Here is an 18,141-nt window from a genome sequence, read left to right as displayed (position 1 = left end):
GCGTCAGTCGCGCGGCAAGCTGTATACTCGTCCGCGCCCCTCGACCTTCTCCGAGGTGACTTCGAGGCCGAGCTTCTTCTTGAGCGCACCGGAGAAGGCGCCGCGGACCGTGTGCGGCTGCCAGCCCGTTGCGGCGACGATCTCCTCGATGGTCGCGCCGCCTTCGGTGCGGAGCATCTCGATCAGTTTCGCCTGCTTCGTGCCCGTGCGCGGTGTGCGCGCCTTGGGCGCGGGAGCGGCCTCGGCGGGCGCGTCCTGCGAGGCCTCCGCGCTCGGCGCCTCGTCCGCGCCCGAGGGCGCGGGGTTCGCGACTTCGGGCGCGACACCGAGGACCGCGAGGCCGGCGTCGGTGATGTGCAGGAGGATGGCGCGGCCGTCCTCGTCGTTGCGCCAGATGCGGTTGAGCGCGGCATCTGCCTTGGTCTGGCTATCGGTCGCCGTCTCTGCGATCAGCCCGCGTTTCAGCAGCGCACCGACCACCTTGGCGGCGGCGCCGCCGCGGAGCGAGCCGGGAAGCGGCAGGACGTTGCGGTCCTCGAGCTGCGCGGCGGCGCTGAGGATGATCGCTTGCGTGTCGGAAAGCTTGGTCATGGGATCGTCTCCGTATTCGGGCCCGCGACATGCGGCGCCTTCTACGACCCCGAGCCGCGCGGGGTGCGCGGCGAGAGTTCCGGCTGGGCCGGAAGTCATTCGGCGTGTTCGCCCTCACCGAAGGCGCTGTCGGTGATGCGCTTCAGGAGGCTCACGTAGTGTTCGAGCGTGCCGACATGGCTCCAGTTCACCTCGTCGGGGTGGGTGTTGAAGTGGTTGTCGCTGAGCGCCTGCAGGCGGGCGAGCATCTCGTCGATCTCGGCTTTCTTGCCGATGAAGGCGGCCAGCGCGGCTTCCCGGTTGCGCCGGGCCTTCTCGGCGCGGAGTTCGTGGCGGGGGGTGGTGATCGGGTTCAGGCGGGTCGTCATCGTGGTGGCTCCGGGTGAGTTGCATCGTCCTTGTGATCGGACGTTCGCTCCACGCGCACGGCTTATCAACTCGATAAGCACCTGACTTTGAATGATAATCGGGGCTAGAGATGCAGGGCATGAGCGAGCGCCAGTACGCCGCCCATGTCGGGCTGTCGCGGGGCGCGATCCAGAAGGCGAAGGCCGCCGGCCGGCTCGTCCTGCACGAGGATGGCAGCATCGACGCCGCGGCGTCCGACCGGCTGCGGGCGGAAGCGACCGACCCGTCGAAGACCAGGAAGCCGACGTCGCCGAAGCTGAAGCCGGTACCCGAGGCGGCGGTCTCGGCGGTTGGCGACACGCTGCGGGAACAGGGCATGGCCGCGCCGGTCACCGGCGGCGGCACGACGTTCCTGCAGGCGAAAACGGCGCATGAGGTGCTGAAGGCGCAGGAGCGGCGCATCCGGCTCGCCAAGCTGAAGGGCGAGCTCGTTGACCGCGACCGCGCAATCTCGCTGGTCTTCCGGCTCGCGCGCGAGGAACGCGACGCGTGGGTGAACTGGCCGGCGCGGGTGGCTGCGCTGATGGCGGCGGAGTTGACGGCCTCAAGCAGCGAAGCGGTAGGCCACGAGGTGACCATCGAGACGGCGGCCATGCAGAAGGTTCTGGAGGCCCATGTCCGCGCCCATCTCGAGGAACTCGCCCAGCCCCGGATCGCTCTCTGAGGACACCGCCTCAAGCAGCGACGCGGTAGGCGAGACCATCACTGCGTTCGACGGTGCCGAGGCGCTGCTCCGGGCCTGGGGCCGCGGCCTCACGCCCGATCCCTGGCTGACGGTCTCGGAATGGTCGGACACCCATCGCTGGCTGAGCTCGCGCGCGAGCGCCGAGCCCGGCCGCTATCGGACTGAGCGCACGCCCTACATGCGCGCGATCATGGATGCGCTCTCGCCCGGCGATCCGACCCAGCGAGTGGTGTTCATGAAGGCCGCGCAGGTCGGCGCGACGGAGGCGGGCAACAACTGGATCGGCTTCGTGATCCACCACGCGCCGGGGCCGATGCTCGCCGTCCAGCCGACTGTGGAACTCGCCAAGCGGAACTCGCGCCAGCGGATCGACCCGCTGATCGAGGAGAGCCCGGCGCTGAAGGAGCGTGTCCGCCCGGCGCGGGCGCGCGACAGCGGCAACACGCAGCTGTCGAAGGATTTCCCGGGTGGCGTTCTCGTGATGACCGGCGCGAACTCGGCGGTGGGGCTGCGCTCGATGCCGGCGCGCTATGTCTTCCTCGACGAGGTCGACGCCTATCCGGCCTCGGCCGACGAGGAAGGCGACCCCGTGGGGCTGGCCGAGGCGCGGTCGCTGACCTTCGCGCACCGGCGCAAGGTGTTCCTGGTCTCGACGCCCACGATCCGCGGCGTCAGCCGGATCGAGCGGGAATACGAGGCGAGCGACCAGCGGCGTTTCTTCGTGCCGTGCCCGTATTGCGGCGCGATGCAGTGGCTGCGGTTCGAGCGGCTGCGCTGGGAGAAGGGCAAACCGGAGACGGCGGCGCATCACTGCGATGCCTGCGACGCGCGGATCGAGGAGCACCACAAGCCGGCGATGCTGGCCGCGGGCGAATGGCGGGCCACCGCCGAGGCGCGCGATGCGCGGACGGTGGGGTTTCATCTCTCGGCGCTCTATTCGCCGCCGGGGTGGAAGAGCTGGGCCGACATCGCGCGCGACAAGGAGACGGCGGCGGGGTCAGACGAAGCGGAACGCGTATTCCGCAACACCGTGCTCGGCGAGACCTGGATCGAGACCGGCGACGCGCCGGACTGGCAGCGCATCGCCGAGCGGCGGGAGGACTGGCCGGCGGGGACCGTTCCCGCAGGGGGGCTGTTCCTGACCGCCGGCGCCGACGTGCAGAAGGACCGGATCGAGATCGATGTCTGGGCCTGGGGCCGTGGTCTGGAGAGCTGGCTCGTCGATCACGTCGTGATCGAGGGCGGGCCGGCGCAACCCGAGGCATGGGAGGCGCTGACCGATCTGCTCGGTCGCAGCTGGCGGCATGCCGGAGATGCGGAGCTGGGGCCTGCCCGGCTCGCCATTGACACCGGCTACGAGACGGCGGCGGTCTATGGCTGGGCGCGGTCGGTCGGCTTCGCGCAAGTGGCGCCTGTGAAAGGACTCGAGGGTTTCAACCGTTCAAGCCCGGTCTCTGGGCCGACCTTCGTGGACGCGACCGCGGGCGGCAAGCGCCTGCGGCGCGGCGCCCGGCTCTGGACCGTGGCCACCTCGACCTTCAAGGCCGAGAGCTACCGCTTCCTGCGGCTGTCGAGGCCGACGTCAGAAGAACTGGAGGCCGGGGCGGCGTTCCCGCCCGGCACGGTGCATCTGCCCGGCTGGGCCGACACCGAGTGGATCCGGCAGCTGACGGCCGAGCAGCTGGTGACGGTGCGCAACCGGCGCGGCTTCGCAAAGCTCGAATGGCAGAAGCTCCGCGAGCGCAACGAGGCGCTGGACTGCCGGGTCTATGCCCGCGCCGCCGCCTGGATCGCCGGCGCGGATCGCTGGCCCGAAGCGACATGGGCCGATCTGGAAGCACAGCTCGGAGTGCCGAGCGGAATGGACAGCCCAGGCGGCCTGATCGGGCGGCCCGACGCGGGCCCGCAAGGCAAGCGCCGCTCCGACTGGCTCGGGCGGCGGGAAGGATGGTTCTGATGGCGGACTGGACAGAAGCGGAGCTCGCGGCGCTCCGGCGCGCCTATGCGAGCGGGACGACGCGGGTGAGCTATGACGGCAACACCGTCGATTACGGCTCGGCCGAGGACCTGCTCGGGCGCATCCGCACCATCGAGCGCCAGATCTCTGGCGCCACGGCGCGGCCCATCGCGGGCTTCGCCGGCTTCTCGCGCGGGGATCGTCGATGGTCTCGTGGCTCGACAGGGCCATCGCCTCGGTCGCGCCGCGCACGGCCACGCGCCGCGTGCTGGCGCGGCAGGCCTTCGAGGGGCTCGCGCGCTCCTACGAGGGTGCGGCGCGGGGACGGCGCACGGATGGCTGGCACGCGCCGGGATCCTCGGCCGATGCCGAGATCGGCCGGGCCGGCGCGCTACTGCGCGACCGGATGCGAGACCTGGTCCGGAACAACCCGCACGCGGCCAAGGCGGTCTCGGTGCTGGTGAACAACATCGTCGGTGCCGGGATCATGAAGCGCGCCGCAAGCGGCGACGCCGCGCTCGACCGCGAGGTGGACCGGCTCTTCGAGATCTGGGCGCGGGGCTGCGACGCGGACGGGCAGTTCGACTTCTACGGGCTGCAGACGCTCGCCTGCCGCGAGATGGTGGAGGCCGGCGAGGTGCTGGTCCGCCGCCGCCCACGGCGCTCCGGCGATGGCGTCATGCCGCCGGTCCAGCTGCAACTGCTCGAGGCGGACTTTCTCGACGCGACCCGCAACGGCGCGCTCGGCGCCGGCCAGGCGGTGCAGGGCATCGAGTTCGACGCGCTCGGGCGGCGCCGGGCCTACTGGCTCTTCGGCGCGCATCCGGGCGACGCGACGCTCAGCCTGACGGGCGGGATCACCAGCCGTGCGGTGCCGGCCAGCGAGATCGCCCATGTCTACGAGAAACAGCGCACGCAGGCGCGCGGCGTGCCCTGGGGCGCGCCGGTGATCCGGGCCCTGCGCGATCTCGACGACTACGAGGTGGCGGAGATCGTCCGCAAAAAGACGGAGGCCTGCGTCACCGCCATCGTCTTCGGCGACGAGGAAGCCCAGCAGGGCATCGCGCCGGCGGTGGTCGACGCCGACGGCAACCGGGTGGAGCAATTCGAGCCCGGCCTCATCGCCTATGCCCGCGGCGGCAAGGACATCCGGTTCAACCAGCCCGCCGCGACGGGCGGCTATGGCGAGTACAAGCGGGCGAGCCTTCACACGATCTCGGCCGGCTTCCGGGTGCCCTACGAGCTGCTGACCGGGGATCTCAGCCAGGTGAACTACTCCTCGATCCGCGCGGGGCTCGTGGAGTTCCGCCGGAGTGAGGCATGCGCCGCCACCGGTCCGAGGCGCGCGCCGAACCGACGCCGTCCAGTGGCAGCTCTTCATCCCGATGTTCTGCGCGCCCGTCTGGCGCTGGTTCACCGAGGCTGCGTGGGCGGCCGGGCGCATCCCCACGCCGGAGGTGCCGGTCGAATGGTCGCCGCCGAAGTTCGAGGCGGTCGACCCACAGAAAGATGCGATGGCGGACCTGCTCGCCATCCGCTCCGGCACGATGACGCTCGCCGAGGCCATCGCCCGGCAGGGTCGCAACCCCGATGCGGTGCTGGCCGAGATCGCCGCCACGAACGCCAAGCTCGACGAACTCGGCCTCGTGCTCGACAGCGACCCGCGCCGGGTCACCAAGACCGGCAGCGCGCAAGCCAATGCGCCGGCCGACGCCGCGACCGATCCGGACGATCCGGAAGCGGACTGAGAAGGATCCATCTATGGAGCAGACGATCGAACTGCCGGCGTTCCGCCGGTCGGCGGAGCTGCGGCCTGCCAGCATCGACCCTGAGACCCGCAGCGTCGAGGTGATCTGGTCGACCGGCGCCCGGGTGCGGCGTGCCGCGCTCTTCGGCGAGCCGCATGACGAGGAGCTGAGCATGGCGCCCGAGCATGTGCGGCTCGAGCGGCTGAACGCGGGCGCGCCCTTCCTGAAGGTGCACGAGGCGCACGATCTCGACGCGGTGATCGGCTCGGTCGTGCCGGGTTCAGCGCGGATCGAGAACGGACAGGGCGTCGCCCGCGTCCGGCTCTCCGAGCGCGACGCCGTCGGCGACATCTGGCTCGACATCGAGGCCGGGCATATCCGCGCGGTCTCCATCGGCTACCAGGTCCACCGCTTCGAAATCTCGAAGCCCGACGGCCAATGCGAACTCTGGCGGGCGGTCGAATGGACCCCGTTCGAGATCACCGCCGTGCCCGTGGGCGCGGACCCCGCCGCCGGCTTCCGTTTCAACAGTACACATCACAATTGCGCCCCACACCGACAGATATGCGCGATGACATAAGTCGTGCCTCACTTTACAGTTCATACACTTTCACAGTTATTATTTGCCAAAAACACAATCGGGCCTATTAAAATTTAGCTTTGACACATTTTAGCAGCTCGGATTAGCAGGTCAGCGAATTCTTCAACTTCATACTCGCGCACGCCATCCTTGTCAAATCTCATGGCTAAATCGTTTACATATCGGTCGAAGCTCTCGTTTGTTTTCGCACTATGCCCTCTGGATCGAAAAGTAGCACCGGGGTTTGCCCCAATCTCAATCCAGTGGTTGCCGAATGCGTCTTTGGAGATCTTATATCCCAATCGCATATCTAAATTAATAAGAAATATCTCCCTAACAAAAGACTGCTTTCGCTTGTATCGCTCGCTATATCCGTCATAAATCAAATATGCAACACAGCTCTCAATAGTGAAGCTCGTTTTCGGTCGCCCCCCGCGCGCCACTATATCATTCATTCTCTGTAAATCGCTATTTGTGAAGCCTAACCCTTCGTTTGTCGTTTCTGAAAAGCTATCATAACACATTAATCTCTCAAGACTGTCTTCAATGCCTTGGCACTCGGATGTATCATGAGAAAATGCTGCATCTGCCGACAAGAGGAAAACAGAAAATAAGCAGGCATCCATTATTTTTCGCACATTTTTCATATTATGCCCCCAGTATTCACCGCATTTCTTTCATAAAATACCATCCTGGAAAAAAGTCAAGTACGGCGACATCCGCCATTACTATATATCTTCCCGCTCTTCTGCCGGCAGGTGCTCGCCACCGACTTCAAGACGATGCGACCCAAGGCAAGCTGGGCGAGGCACCGCAGCTCCTCAATAGCGGCGAGTTCAAGCGCGGCACCCTGGGCGAGAGCAAGGAGAGCTACCGCATCGAGACCTTCGGCCGCGTCGTCGCCATCACCCGGCAGGTTCTGATCAACGACGATCTCTACGCCTTCACCCGGATCCCGGCGATGTACGGCAACTCCATCGCGCAGCTGGAGTCGGACGTGGTCTGGGACATCGTGACCTCGAACCCGGCGATGGGGGACGGCACGGCGCTCTTCCACGCGACCCACAAGAACCTCGCCGGCACGGGTGCCGCGCTCGGGGTGGACAGCGTGGGCCTCGCGCGGGCGGCGATGCGCAAGCAGACCGGGCTCGACAAGAAGACGGTGCTGAACATCCGACCCGCCTTCCTGATCGTGCCGGCGGCGCTGGAGCTGAAGGCGGAGCAACTGGTCGCGCAGAACCTCGTGCCCGCCCAGAGCGGTAACGTGGTGCCGCAGTCGATCCGGACGCTCTCGCCCATCGCCGAGCCCCGGCTCGACGCCGCCAGCGAGACGGCGTGGTATCTGGCGGCCAGCCCGAACCAGATCGACACCATCGAGTACGCCTATCTCGAGGGCCAGCAGGGCGCCTACATCGAGACGCGCAACGGCTTCGACGTGGACGGCGTCGAGATCAAGTGCCGCCTCGACTTCGGCGCAAAGGCCATCGACTGGCGCGGCCTCTACAAGAACCCCGGCGCGTAAGCCGGGCCATCCCCTGACCCCTGACCCCTGACCCCTGATCCCTGACGCACGGGCGGTTCCCATGGGCCGCCCGTCGTCGTTCTGCGAAAGGATCCCGCAATGAAGAACTACGTCCAGCCCGGCGCCACTCTCACCCTGACCGCGCCCTACGCCGTGACCTCAGGCGACGGCCTGCTCGTGGGCTCGATCTTCGGCGTGGCGGCCGGCGATGCCGCCAACGGTGCCACCGTTGAGGCTGCGCTCACCGGCGTCTTCGACCTTACCAAGATCGGCTCGCAGGCCTGGACCGTCGGCGTCAAGATCTACTGGGACGACACCAACAAGCGCTGCACCACGGTCGCCACCGACAACACCCTCATCGGCGTGGCCGTCGAGGCGGTGGCCGGCGGCGCCGCGGACACCATCGGTCGGGTGCGCCTGAACGGCAGCTTCTGATGACCGCCTTCGCCGCGGCACTGGATGCGCTCTTCGCGGACGCGCATCTCGCGCGCGACGTCGTCTACACCGCCGAGGGCGGCGCACCCATGCTGGTCCGCGCGATCCTGCGCCAGCCCGACGACGTCACGAACTTCGGCGAGGCGCGCATCTGGTCGGAAACCACCCGGCTGGACCTGCGCCTCGCCGAGGTCGCCAACCCGCGCCCGGGTGACCGGATCGAGATCGACGGCGAGGCCTTCCTCATCCAGGGCGAGCCTGTCCGCGACCGCGAGCGGCTCGTCTGGACCGTTGATCTGCGCCCAGCCTGACACCGATGAAGCTGAAGCTCGACATCACGCCCGACCTCGTCGCCGCAATGGCCGCGGAGGTGAAAGCGGGCGAAAAGGCCGTGACCGCCGCCATGCGCGAGGCCGGGACCGGGCTCAAGACCGCCTGGCGCGGCCAGATCACCGGCGCGGGGCTCGGCCGTCGGCTCTCGAACTCGATCCGGAGCCAGACCTACCCGAAGGCCGGCGAGAGCCTGAACGCTGCGGCGCTGGTCTGGTCCAAGGCGCCCGTCATCGTCGGCGCCCACGACACCGGCCCGCTGATCCGCTCGAAGGACGGGTTCTGGCTGGCGATCCCGACCGAGGCTGCCGGCCGCGGCCTCCGCGGCGCCAAGCTCACCCCCGGCGAATGGGAGCGCCGCCGCGGTCTGCGTCTGAGGTTTGTCTATCGTCGGCGCGGCCCGAGCCTGCTCGTCGCCGACCGGGCCCGCTTCAACAAACGCGGCCAGGCGGTTGCGTCGCGCTCGAAGACCGGTCGCAACCAGGTCACCGCGCCGATCTTCTTGCTGGTCCCGCAGGTCAAGCTGCCAAAACGGCTCGACCTCGATCGGGATGCGGAGCGGGCGCATGACAGCGTGCCGGGGCTGATCGTGGCGAACTGGGTGGAGGCCCGGATCCGGTAAAGTAAGGCAAGATGCGTTTTCACCACAGAGGTTGAGCTTATGCTGCGCGTCTGGTCATCTTGTCCGCGTAGAACGAAAGCGGACCCAATGGCAGTAGACAGCATTCGGAAGAGAACATCTTTCGTGCCACAGAAGAAGATCGAGTGGCGCGATCATCAGGGGCAGGGCGTCCAGAATTGGATTCACCGAACAGACAAACCGGAAGAAAAGTGGATCGAGGAAACCACTGAAACCATAGGCTCTTGGCGCGATCTTTCCCGAAGCGTTTACTTGCGCTGGGCGCTAACCATTAACGCCATGCATGTCTCTGCCAACTATTATGAGAATTTGGCCGATGATCGGCGTTTGAAGACAGAAACGCTGCGCGCTCAAAACGGAGTCGCGGTAAAGGTTCCACTGGCCATTTGGACGGGAGGCGAGGCAGCTGAGAGGTACACAGAGTCTCAAGAGCTGATTGCTGCCTATGGCTTCGCCGACATGTACGGCGTTATCGAGGACATCACCTTTGACGCTCATGAGATTTTCCGGCGGCATAATCCCCATGATTTCATGAAGGGACCAGAGCACAAAGGCCTTCGACGGAAATTTAATAGGCGGGACGAAGATCCAGAAAGCTGGAACGACGCGTGGTCCAAGCGATTTGAGGATTGGCGACGGAAAAAGCTCTATGAGGGCCTTCCGCGTGTTGCTCTTTCGTACTGGACAAGCTGCGGTCTGAGAAAGCCCTCAACCTATCGGCACACGGAAATAACCGATTGGATGGATACAATAAAAATGTTCGGGGTGCTACGGAACCATATTACCCACAGCGCACCAAACGTGACCGAAGAGCTGTCGGATTGTTGCGCGATAAAGGGGAGTATGGGCTTCGCCTTTGAAGCGGGTGCCGAGCTTAAGGTCGAGCTATTCCACTTGATGGCAATTGAATGCTTTATTGATCAATACTTGACGGCTTTAAACATGTCGCTTCTCGAATTGGTATATGGCTACGGTCACTGGGCGAAAATTGACAAGCAGTTTCGGTAGAGGGCTTTCAGGTGCAGAAAAACGATGACCACCCCACGCGAAACCATCCTCGCCGCGCTGCACGCTCGGCTTTCGGCGCTGCCCTCAACCGCCCTGCGCGGCGAGGTGCTCCCCGAACGCGTCCCGGCCGAGGGGCTGCTGATCCTGCGCGACGGGGAGCCGGGCGAGCCGGAGGTCACGCTCTCTCCGCTGGCCTATCACTACCAGCACCGCGCCGAGATCGAGGCTGTCGTTCAGGGCGCCGACCGTGACGTCGCCTTCGACACGCTGACCGCCAGCATCGGCACGGCCATCGCCACCGACCGCACGCTGGGCGGGCTCTGCGACTGGGTCGAGGCAGAAGCGCCGCGCCCGGTCGATCTTCCGGTCGAGGGCGCGGCGAGCCTGAAGGCCGCGGTGATCCAGGTCGTCCTGCACTATTCCACGGCCGACCCGCTGGCCTGACCCCCACAACTCGAGGAGAACACCATGGCACGAGCCCAGGGGGCGCGGGCGCTGATGGCGCTTGCGTTCGAGACGACCTATGGCACGCCGCCTGCAAGCGGCTTCACCCGCATGCCCTTCGCCAGCACGTCGCTCGGCGCAGAGCAGCCGCTGCTGAATTCGGAACTCTTGGGCTACGGCCGCGATCCTCTGGCGCCGATCAAGGACGCGGTGACGGCCGATGGCGATGTCGTGGTGCCGCTCGACGCCGAGGCCTTCGGCTTCTGGCTGAAGGCGGCCTTCGGGGCGCCGACCACGACCGGTACCGGTCCGTGGACGCACGAGTTCCAGTCGGGGGCCTGGACGCTGCCCAGCATGTCGATCGAGACCGGCATGCCGGAGGTGCCGCGCTATGCGATGTATTCCGGCTGCGTGCTCGACCAGATCACCTGGCAGATGCAGCGATCTGGCTTGCTGACCGCGACGGTGCGGCTGGTCGCGCAGGGCGAGACGGTGGGCACGACGACCAGCGCTGGAACCCCAGCAGCGCTGGAGCTGAAGCGCTTCGGTCATTTCAACGGGGCGATCACCCGCAACGGCACCGCCCTCGGCAACGTGGTTTCGGCCGAGCTCACCTATGCCAACAACCTCGACAGGATCGAGACCATCCGCTCGGACGGGCGCATCGACGGGGCGGACCCGTCCATCGCGGCGCTGACCGGCCGGATCGAGGTCCGCTTCGCCGACCAGACGCTGGTGACGCAGGCCATCAACGGAGATCCTTGCGAGCTCGAGTTCGCCTACGTGCTGCCCTCGGGCGAGAGCTTCACCTTCACCGTGCACGCCGTCTACCTGCCGCGCCCCCGGATCGAGATTTCCGGGCCGCAGGGCGTGCAGGCGACCTTCGACTGGCAGGCCGCACGCGACAGCGTGGTCGGCCGGATGTGCACCGCCACCCTCGTGAACGATGTGGAGACGTATTGATGCTGACGCTCGACCTGACGAACGCGCCGCGCTGGCATGACCTCGCGCCCGGCGTCCGGGTGCAACTGCGCCCGCTGACCACCGCCCTGATGGTGGCGACGCGCAGCGACCCCGTAGTGGAGGCGGTGCCCGAGGGCGCCTTCGACGAGGAGCGCGCCGTCGCCTTCGCCAAGGCGCTCGCGCGGCGGGCGGTGCTTGCCTGGGAGGGCATCGGCGACGCTGAAGGCAACCCCATCGATCCGAGCTCCGAGGCCATCGATGCGCTGCTCGACGTCTGGCCGATCTTCGAGGCCTTCCAGCTGACCTACGTCTCGAAGGGCCTGCTGCTGGAACAGGAAAAAAACGCCTCCGCGCTCTCGCCGAGTGGTCCTTCGGCGGGGGCGAGCGCTACTGCGAAGCCTGCGCGGAAACCTGCCCGGACTGCCCGACGCGGCTGAACCGTCCGCTGACCCATGAGGGCTGGCAGGTCTGGGACCTCGTCGGTCGTCTCGGCGGCCAGCTGCGTGTGTTGCCAGGCGCGTTGATCGGCTGGGATATGTCGGCGGCGCTCGCGCTCGGGAACGCGCTCGGCGTGCCGCCCCTCGCCATGGCCGAACTGCTGCCCGTCATCGAGGCGGTGATGGTCGCCAAACTCAACGAACAGATGGATCACTCCCATGGCTGAGAAGAGGGTCAGCGTCCGCCTCGCGGCCGTGGGCGGACGGCAGGTGCGCGCCGAACTGGAAGGCGTGGGCGAGGCCGGGTCGCGCGGCTTCGGACGGCTCAGCCGCGAGATGGAGGCTGCCAACGCCCGGCTCGCAGCCTTCTCGCGACGGGTGCGCGTGGCCGCTGCTGCTGCGGTGGCTGCGGCCACGGCGGCCGGTGTCGCCATGGTCCGCTCCGGCCTGCAGACGGTGGATGCTCAGGCGAAGCTGGCGCAGTCGCTCGGCACCACCGTCGCCTCGATCCAGACGCTGGAGCGTGCGGGCGAGTTGGCGGGCGTGTCGATGTCCGGCATCGAACAGGCGACGAAGGATCTGACGCGCCGTCTCAGCCAGGCGGCCGCCGGGACCGGCCCGGCTGCCGACGCGCTGGACCGGCTGGGCCTTTCCGCCAGCGACCTGATTGCCATGCCGCTGGACCAGCGCGTCGGTGCGATCAATGCCGCCATCGAGAGCTTCGTGCCTGCCGCCGAGCGCGCTGCAGTAGCGGGCCAGCTCTTCGGCGAGGAAGGCTCCATCGCCATGAGCCGGATCGACACCGCGACGCTGCGGCAGGCGACCGAGGACGTGCTTGCCTTCGGGGTCGTGGTCTCCGAGCAGGATGCCGACCAGATCGAGCGCACGAACGACGCCATCTCCCGGCTTGGGCTGATCTGGCGCGGGCTGTCGAACCAGCTGGCCGTCGCCGCGGCGCCGGCGCTGGAAGCCGTCGCCAACGCCATGGCGGCGGTCGCCAGCCGCACCGGGCCGCTCGGCATCGCGATCCGCGGGCTCTTCGACAACATCGGCCGCTTGACCACCTATGCCGCGACCTTCGCGGCCTTCCTCGCGGGCCGGTGGGTCGCCGGCATGGCCGCCGCCGCGCTCTCCGTCCGCGGCCTCGCCACGGCGCTCGTCGTGCTGCGGGGCGCGCTGATCCGCACCGGGATCGGGGCGCTCATCGTGGGCGCGGGCGAACTCGTCTATCAGTTCACCCGCCTCGTCTCTGGTGCCGGCGGCTTCGGCGAGGCCATGTCGCTCCTTAAGGATGTCGCCGTCGAGGTCTGGGAGCGGATTCGCATGGGCGCGGCCGCGGCGGGCGCAGCCGCCACGGCGATGTTCTTCGACCTGAAGGCCGACGCCGCGTCGGGCATGCAGAGCGCCATCGAGAGCGTGGTGGGCTTCGGCAACACGGCGGCGAACACCTTCGAGGGGGCCTACGAGGCGATCAAGGCGATCTGGGGCCTGCTGCCGGCCGCCATCGGCGATCTGGCGTTCCAGGCGGCCAACAGCCTGGTCGACGGCGTCGAGGCGATGCTGAACGGCGTGGTCTCGCGCATCAACGGCTTCATCGGCGGCATCAATCAGGGGCTGGAAGCGCTCGGGTCGGAGCGGCGCATTTCACTCGTGCCGGACGTCGACCTGGGCGAGATCGAGAACCGCTTCGAGGGCGCGGCCAGCACTGCCACGACGGCTGCGCAGGCGGCGTTCGACCGGGCCTTCGAGGACAACCCGCTCACCGCGCCCGATCTTGGTCTGACCGAGGCGGCGGCTCGGGCGCTCGAGTCCGCGAATGTCTACCGTGGCGCCGCGCGCGATCTGGCCGAAGGGGCCCGCGCGCCACTGGAAAGCTGGCAGGCGCTTCGCGATGCCGTGCGCGGTACCGACGAGGCGAGCGCGGACGCGCTGACCGAGGCTACCGGCGCGGCGGAGCGGCTGGAAACGGCGCTCGGCGATGCGGAACGGGCCGCGACGGGTGCCGGTGCGGCCGCCGGGGCTGCGGCTGCTGCAGCAGAGCCCGCGACCGAAGCTGCCGTCACCGGCTGGCAGGCGGTCACGGCGGCGCTGTCGGATTACGCCAGCAAGGCGCGCGAGATCGGCGGCGATATCGGCCAGAGCCTCGTCGGCGCCTTCCAGTCGGCCGAGAACGCGGTCGGCGATTTCGTCCGAACCGGGAAGCTGAACTTCCGCGATCTCGTCACCTCGCTGCTCGCCGATCTCGCCCAGCTCGCGGCGCGGCAGTTCATCCTCGGGCCGATCGCCAATGCGCTCTCCGGCGTGTTCTCCGGTGCTGGCGGCATCTTCGCCAACGTGCTGCATGCGGGCGGGATGGTCGGATCGGCCGGCCCCTCGCGCTTGGTTCCGGCCATGGCCTTCGCCGCCGCGCCCCGGATGCATTCCGGCGGCATGGCTGGTCTCCGCCACGACGAGGTGCCCGCGATCCTGCAGCGTGGTGAGCGGGTGCTGTCGCGCCGAGAGGCGCAGAGCTACGGCGCGGGCGGGGTCAACGTCACCATCATGGCCCGCGACGCCGAGAGCTTCCGGCAGTCCCGCACCCAAGTCGCCGCAGACATTGCTCGCGCGGTCTCGCTCGGGCGGGGGGGCATGTGATGGCGTTTCACGAGGTTCGGTTTCCCGACAACATCAGTCGCGGCGCGCGGGGTGGGCCGGAGCGGCGCACCCAGATCGTCGAGCTCGCCTCGGGCGACGAGGAGAGGAACGCCAGTTGGGCCAATTCGCGACGCCGCTACGATGTGGCCTACGGCATCCGGCGCGCGGACGATCTGGCGGCGGTGGTCGCCTTCTTCGAAGCGCGGAACGGGCGGCTGCACGGCTTCCGCTTCAAGGACTGGGCGGATCACAAGTCCTGCCTGCCGTCGCAGACGCCGGGGCCGACCGACCAGGCGATCGGCGCCGGCGACGGCACGACGACCGTCTTCCAACTGGTGAAGCACTACGCCTCGGGCGCGCAATCCTGGACGCGCACCATCGGCAAACCTGTGGCCGGAACAGTGCGCGTCGCCCTCAACGGCGCGGAGCAGCTCACCGGCTGGTCCGTCGACACGACCACCGGCGTCGTCACCTTCGACAGCGCGCCCGCCGAGGGCGTCGTCCTCACAGCGGGCTTTGCCTTCGACGTGCCAGTCCGCTTCGACACCGACGTCCTCGACGTGACGCTCGACCTCGAGCGGCTCGGCTCGATCACCTCCATTCCGCTTCTGGAGATCCGCCGATGAACGACACCGGCAGCTTTGTCGCGGCCGTGCTGCGCGAACTCGCGGCCTCGACCGCCGTGATCCTCGCCGCCTGGGGCGCGCTCGGCGGCGCCACGAACGCGCTGACCACGAAGATGCGGCTGCGCGACGCGCTCCGACACATCCTGCTTGGCGGGCTGATCGCAGCCGGGATGGGCAGCCTCTCCATGGCCGTGATCACCGCCTGGCTCAGCCTGCCGCCCGAGGCGATCCCCGCAGGCGGAGCGGCGGGTTCGGCCGCCTATCTCGTCGGGGTCTTTGGACCGGCCTTCATCGAGATGCTGCTCGCGCGCCTGCGCCGCGCCAACGAAGGCGGTGGCGATGAATGACCTTCTCCGCCGCGCGCGCACCCTCCGCTGCGACCCGGCCGACCCTCGAGCGGTCTTTGCCCACCGTCTGCGCATCGGCCTCGCCGTCGCCGCACTGATCCTGATCCTCTCGCTACTTCGGTAATCCCATGCACATGACCAACCGGGGCCTGTTGGCCCTCGTCCGGCACGAAGGACTCGTGCCCGGACCCTATCTCGATGTGAAACAGGTCTGGACCTTTGGCATCGGCCACACGGCCGCGGCCGGGCCGCCCGATCCGGCCACCATGCCGCGCGGAATGCCCGCTGATCTCGATGCCGGGATCCGCGAGGCGTTTCGGGTCTTCCGCGCCGACCTCGCGCGCTACGAGGCAGCCGTCCTGCGCGCCGTGAAGGTGCCGCTGGCGCCGCACGAGTTCGATGCGCTGGTCTCTTTCCACTACAACACCGGCGGCATCGCGAAGGCCGCGCTGACCCGACACCTCAACGCCGGGAATCGCGTTGCAGCCGCCGACGCGTTTCTCAACTGGCGGCGACCGGCCGCGATCATCCCGCGCCGGGAAGCAGAGCGCGACCTGTTCCGCCACGGCCGCTATCCCGGCGGCAAGATCCCGGTCTGGTCCGTGGATCGCAGCGGCCGCATCGACTTCTCCCGGCCGATCCTTCGCCTGACGGAGGATGAGGCGCTGACCCTGCTACGGCGACCTCCAACACCGCGGCCGCCGGACCGCGATCCTGAACCCGATACGCCGACCGGCTGGCTCGCCCGGCTGGCCGCCTTCTTCTCCACCCTGATCCGGAGGGCCTGATCCCAATGCGATACGTCCGACCCAATTCCATAACCTGGTGGGCAGGACTGCTGGCCATGCTCACCGGCATCGCCTCCCTCGCATTGCCTTCCACCGGGCCGCTCGGGGAACTCTCCCGTCTCGTGGCGCTGCTCGCCGGCTCGGGCGATGCCTCGCCGGCGGGCCTGATGTTCCTCGGTCTGGGCCTGATCGGTCTGCGCGATCGGATCGAGCGCGGGTTCCGCGGCGATGCTTGAGTTTCTCGTCGGTCTGGTCGTGGGCAGCTGCCTCGGCGTCTTCGTCGCAGCCCTCTGCGTCGCCGCCGCGCGCGGGGAGCGGGACGATGGCTGATCTCCTGATCTGGCTGGTCGCGGCTCTGGGCGCGGTCGGGGGCGTCGTCCTCGGCCGCATCTGGGGGCGTGCGGAAGGCGAACGCCAAGGCAAACGGGAGGCCGAACGCGATGCTACAGAAGACAAGAGCGAGCGCGTCGAGCGCGGTCGCGACGCGGTTAGTGATGGTCGCGGCGCTGGCGATCCTGCTGACCGGCTGCGCCGCAACGATGGGCGCTGGTGACGCCGGCTGCGCCTCCTATGCCGAGGCGCGGCTCGCCCGGCCGCCCGCCGAGACTGTCGCAGCCGTGCCGCCGGACTGGGCGAACTGGATCGCCGATCTCGACGACAGAATGACGGGAACCTGCCGATGAAGACCCTCGATCCCGCTCTGCAGGCCCATCTCGACGAGGGGACGACTACCCTCGCCTGGTGCTGGCGGATCGCCCGTGCCGACGGCGTCACTTTCGGTTTCACGGATCACGACCGGACGCTCAGCTTCGACGGGACCGACTTCGAGCCGGAAAGCGGGCTGACGGCGTCCGAGGTCCGTTCCGGGTCGGACCTCTCGGTCGATGCGCAGGACGCCGAGGGCGTGCTGACCTCAGACCGGATCACCGAGACCGACATCCTCGACGGCCGCTGGGACAACGCCGAGGTCGAGGTCTGGCGGGTGAACTGGGCCGACACCGGGCAGCGCGTACTGATGCGGCGCGGGGCCATCGGTCAGATCCGGCGCGGGCGTCTGGCCTTCGTCGCCGAGGTGCGCTCGCTCGCCCACGTCCTCGGCCAGACGATCGGGCGGACCTTCCAGGCGACCTGTGATGCGGCGCTTGGCGACGCGCGCTGCGGTGTCGACCTGGAGGACCCCGCCTTCAAGGGCACGGGTGCCGTCATCGATCTCCTGCGCGACCGGGCCTTCACCGCCTCCGGGCTCGGCGGGTTCGCCTCCGGCTGGTTCACCTTCGGGACGGTCGAATGGACCAGCGGCGCTAATGCGGGGCGTCGGGCCGAGTTGCTTGGTCATGACGTTACGGACGGCGTCGCCGTGCTGACGCTGCTCGAAGCGCCGGTGCGCGCGATCGCCGAAGGCGACGCCTTCACCATCCGCGCCGGCTGCGACAAGCGCATCGAGACCTGCGGGGCGAAGTTCGCCAACACGGCCAACTTCCGCGGCTTCCCGCACATCCCGGGCCAGGACACGATCCTGCGCTACGCCACCAAGGATGGCGGGCACGAGGGAGGAGTGCTGTGACGCCGGCCGATAATGGCAGGGTGATCGTGGCGGCGCGCGCGTGGCTGGGAACGCCCTACCACGATCAGGCGAGCCTCAAGGGGGTGGGCTGCGATTGCCTCGGGCTCGCCCGCGGCGTCTGGCGCGAGGTCGTCGGCCCCGAGCCGTTCCCGATCCCGGCCTACAGTCGCGACTGGGGCGAGACCGGCCCGCGCGAGGTTCTGGCCGAGGGCGCACGCCGGATGATGATCGAGGTGCCGCCCTCCGAGGCCGGGCCCGGCGCGCTCGTCCTCTTCCGGATGAAGCCGCGCGCCATCGCCAAGCATGTCGGGATCCTGACCGGGCCCGCCACCTTCCTCCACGCATACGAGCGGCTCGGCGTGATCGAGGAACCGCTCACCAACGCCTGGCGGCGGCGCATCGCCTTCGCCTTCCTGTTCCCACAACGCTGAGGC

The 18,141-nt window shown here is 68.2% G+C and carries 26 protein-coding genes and 1 pseudogene; 24 read left to right on the top strand and 3 right to left on the bottom strand.

Annotated elements, in window-relative coordinates:
- Positions 1-3 precede the first annotated feature (3 nt).
- Both AVJ23_RS20285 and AVJ23_RS20280 read right to left on the bottom strand, forming a co-directional pair.
- Entirely contained in the window at positions 4-591 is a 588-nt protein-coding gene (locus AVJ23_RS20285) for a DUF3489 domain-containing protein (protein ID WP_058864059.1), read from the bottom strand.
- Positions 592-686: 95 nt separating this feature from the next.
- Positions 687-959 (bottom strand): hypothetical protein, encoded by a 273-nt coding sequence (locus tag AVJ23_RS20280; RefSeq protein ID WP_058864058.1) that lies wholly within the window; start codon positions 957-959, stop codon positions 687-689.
- Between the two features lie 110 nt (positions 960-1,069).
- Between AVJ23_RS20280 and AVJ23_RS20275 the strand changes: the two genes are divergently transcribed.
- From AVJ23_RS20275 to AVJ23_RS20260, 5 genes and pseudogenes are all read left to right on the top strand, one after another.
- Positions 1,070-1,663: a hypothetical protein gene (locus AVJ23_RS20275; RefSeq protein ID WP_058864057.1), complete on the top strand. Its 594-nt coding sequence runs from the start codon at positions 1,070-1,072 to the stop codon at positions 1,661-1,663.
- On the top strand, positions 1,614-3,641 hold the full coding sequence (locus AVJ23_RS20270) for a phage terminase large subunit family protein (protein WP_240484748.1): 2,028 nt from the start codon (positions 1,614-1,616) through the stop codon (positions 3,639-3,641). Before AVJ23_RS20275 ends, AVJ23_RS20270 begins: the two co-directional genes overlap by 50 nt.
- Positions 3,632-3,799, top strand: a pseudogene (locus AVJ23_RS23660) (phage head-tail joining protein); the annotation flags it as partial. The gene AVJ23_RS20270 and the pseudogene AVJ23_RS23660, both read left to right, overlap by 10 nt.
- A 47-nt stretch (positions 3,800-3,846) precedes the next feature.
- A complete protein-coding gene (locus AVJ23_RS20265; RefSeq protein ID WP_240484746.1) occupies positions 3,847-5,493 on the top strand; it encodes a phage portal protein in 1,647 nt (548 codons plus the stop codon).
- Positions 5,403-5,969, top strand: coding sequence for an HK97 family phage prohead protease (locus AVJ23_RS20260; RefSeq protein WP_058864056.1), 567 nt, complete (start codon positions 5,403-5,405; stop codon positions 5,967-5,969). Before AVJ23_RS20265 ends, AVJ23_RS20260 begins: the two co-directional genes overlap by 91 nt.
- Before the next feature lie 74 nt (positions 5,970-6,043).
- Here AVJ23_RS20260 and AVJ23_RS22950 read toward each other — a convergent pair whose 3' ends face one another.
- Complete coding sequence (locus tag AVJ23_RS22950) at positions 6,044-6,616, bottom strand: hypothetical protein (RefSeq protein ID WP_157772742.1); 573 nt, start codon at positions 6,614-6,616, stop codon at positions 6,044-6,046.
- On the opposite strand from AVJ23_RS22950, the gene AVJ23_RS23655 reads away from it, so the two are divergent.
- The 19 genes from AVJ23_RS23655 (at position 6,532) to AVJ23_RS20185 (ending at position 18,138) form a co-directional block, all read left to right on the top strand.
- Complete coding sequence (locus tag AVJ23_RS23655) at positions 6,532-7,491, top strand: phage major capsid protein (RefSeq protein WP_437176761.1); 960 nt, start codon at positions 6,532-6,534, stop codon at positions 7,489-7,491. The genes AVJ23_RS22950 and AVJ23_RS23655 overlap by 85 nt on opposite strands.
- Positions 7,492-7,590: 99 nt before the next feature.
- Positions 7,591-7,926: a DUF2190 family protein gene (locus AVJ23_RS20250; RefSeq protein WP_058864055.1), complete on the top strand. Its 336-nt coding sequence runs from the start codon at positions 7,591-7,593 to the stop codon at positions 7,924-7,926.
- Positions 7,926-8,237, top strand: a complete 312-nt coding sequence (locus AVJ23_RS20245; protein ID WP_058864054.1) for a head-tail joining protein — start codon at positions 7,926-7,928, stop codon at positions 8,235-8,237. Before AVJ23_RS20250 ends, AVJ23_RS20245 begins: the two co-directional genes overlap by 1 nt.
- 5 nt (positions 8,238-8,242) lie before the next feature.
- Positions 8,243-8,878, top strand: a complete 636-nt coding sequence (locus AVJ23_RS20240; protein ID WP_058864053.1) for a DUF6441 family protein — start codon at positions 8,243-8,245, stop codon at positions 8,876-8,878.
- Positions 8,879-9,001: 123 nt separating this feature from the next.
- Positions 9,002-9,904: a hypothetical protein gene (locus AVJ23_RS22945; protein WP_157772741.1), complete on the top strand. Its 903-nt coding sequence runs from the start codon at positions 9,002-9,004 to the stop codon at positions 9,902-9,904.
- A 24-nt stretch (positions 9,905-9,928) separates the two neighbouring features.
- The gene (locus tag AVJ23_RS20235; protein WP_058864052.1) at positions 9,929-10,348 is read left to right on the top strand and encodes a hypothetical protein; all 420 of its coding nucleotides are present in this window, start codon (positions 9,929-9,931) and stop codon (positions 10,346-10,348) included.
- 24 nt (positions 10,349-10,372) lie between these two features.
- Positions 10,373-11,311 carry a phage tail tube protein gene (locus AVJ23_RS20230; protein WP_058864051.1) on the top strand — a complete coding sequence of 313 codons (939 nt, stop codon included), beginning with the start codon at positions 10,373-10,375 and terminating at the stop codon, positions 11,309-11,311.
- The gene (locus AVJ23_RS20225; RefSeq protein ID WP_058864050.1) at positions 11,311-11,748 is read left to right on the top strand and encodes a hypothetical protein; all 438 of its coding nucleotides are present in this window, start codon (positions 11,311-11,313) and stop codon (positions 11,746-11,748) included. The genes AVJ23_RS20230 and AVJ23_RS20225 overlap by 1 nt, the downstream gene beginning before the upstream one ends.
- Positions 11,749-11,831: 83 nt before the next feature.
- Positions 11,832-11,975 carry a DUF7697 family protein gene (locus AVJ23_RS23410; protein WP_157772740.1) on the top strand — a complete coding sequence of 48 codons (144 nt, stop codon included), beginning with the start codon at positions 11,832-11,834 and terminating at the stop codon, positions 11,973-11,975.
- Positions 11,968-14,382 (top strand): phage tail tape measure C-terminal domain-containing protein, encoded by a 2,415-nt coding sequence (locus AVJ23_RS20220; RefSeq protein ID WP_058864049.1) that lies wholly within the window; start codon positions 11,968-11,970, stop codon positions 14,380-14,382. Before AVJ23_RS23410 ends, AVJ23_RS20220 begins: the two co-directional genes overlap by 8 nt.
- Positions 14,382-15,008, top strand: a complete 627-nt coding sequence (locus AVJ23_RS20215) for a DUF2460 domain-containing protein (RefSeq protein WP_058864048.1) — start codon at positions 14,382-14,384, stop codon at positions 15,006-15,008. The genes AVJ23_RS20220 and AVJ23_RS20215 overlap by 1 nt, the downstream gene beginning before the upstream one ends.
- Positions 15,005-15,355: a hypothetical protein gene (locus tag AVJ23_RS20210; RefSeq protein WP_028031152.1), complete on the top strand. Its 351-nt coding sequence runs from the start codon at positions 15,005-15,007 to the stop codon at positions 15,353-15,355. Before AVJ23_RS20215 ends, AVJ23_RS20210 begins: the two co-directional genes overlap by 4 nt.
- Positions 15,348-15,479 (top strand): hypothetical protein, encoded by a 132-nt coding sequence (locus AVJ23_RS23515; RefSeq protein ID WP_276203224.1) that lies wholly within the window; start codon positions 15,348-15,350, stop codon positions 15,477-15,479. Before AVJ23_RS20210 ends, AVJ23_RS23515 begins: the two co-directional genes overlap by 8 nt.
- A gap of 4 nt (positions 15,480-15,483) precedes the next feature.
- A complete protein-coding gene (locus tag AVJ23_RS20205; protein WP_058864047.1) occupies positions 15,484-16,143 on the top strand; it encodes a lysozyme in 660 nt (219 codons plus the stop codon).
- Between the two features lie 56 nt (positions 16,144-16,199).
- Complete coding sequence (locus AVJ23_RS20200; protein WP_058864046.1) at positions 16,200-16,379, top strand: hypothetical protein; 180 nt, start codon at positions 16,200-16,202, stop codon at positions 16,377-16,379.
- On the top strand, positions 16,372-16,473 hold the full coding sequence (locus AVJ23_RS23650; RefSeq protein ID WP_437176760.1) for a DUF3789 domain-containing protein: 102 nt from the start codon (positions 16,372-16,374) through the stop codon (positions 16,471-16,473). The genes AVJ23_RS20200 and AVJ23_RS23650 overlap by 8 nt, the downstream gene beginning before the upstream one ends.
- Positions 16,474-16,583: 110 nt before the next feature.
- Positions 16,584-16,826 (top strand): hypothetical protein, encoded by a 243-nt coding sequence (locus AVJ23_RS20195; RefSeq protein WP_058864045.1) that lies wholly within the window; start codon positions 16,584-16,586, stop codon positions 16,824-16,826.
- Entirely contained in the window at positions 16,823-17,707 is an 885-nt protein-coding gene (locus AVJ23_RS20190; protein ID WP_058864044.1) for a phage/gene transfer agent baseplate hub protein, read from the top strand. The genes AVJ23_RS20195 and AVJ23_RS20190 overlap by 4 nt, the downstream gene beginning before the upstream one ends.
- Entirely contained in the window at positions 17,704-18,138 is a 435-nt protein-coding gene (locus AVJ23_RS20185) for an NlpC/P60 family protein (RefSeq protein ID WP_058864043.1), read from the top strand. Before AVJ23_RS20190 ends, AVJ23_RS20185 begins: the two co-directional genes overlap by 4 nt.
- Positions 18,139-18,141: the final 3 nt, after the last annotated feature.

This window comes from Pseudoponticoccus marisrubri (assembly GCF_001482405.1).
Classification (GTDB): Bacteria; Pseudomonadota; Alphaproteobacteria; order Rhodobacterales; family Rhodobacteraceae; genus Pseudoponticoccus; species Pseudoponticoccus marisrubri.
Note: the sequence above shows the minus strand (reverse complement) of the source record. Positions and strands in the feature narration are given on the sequence as shown.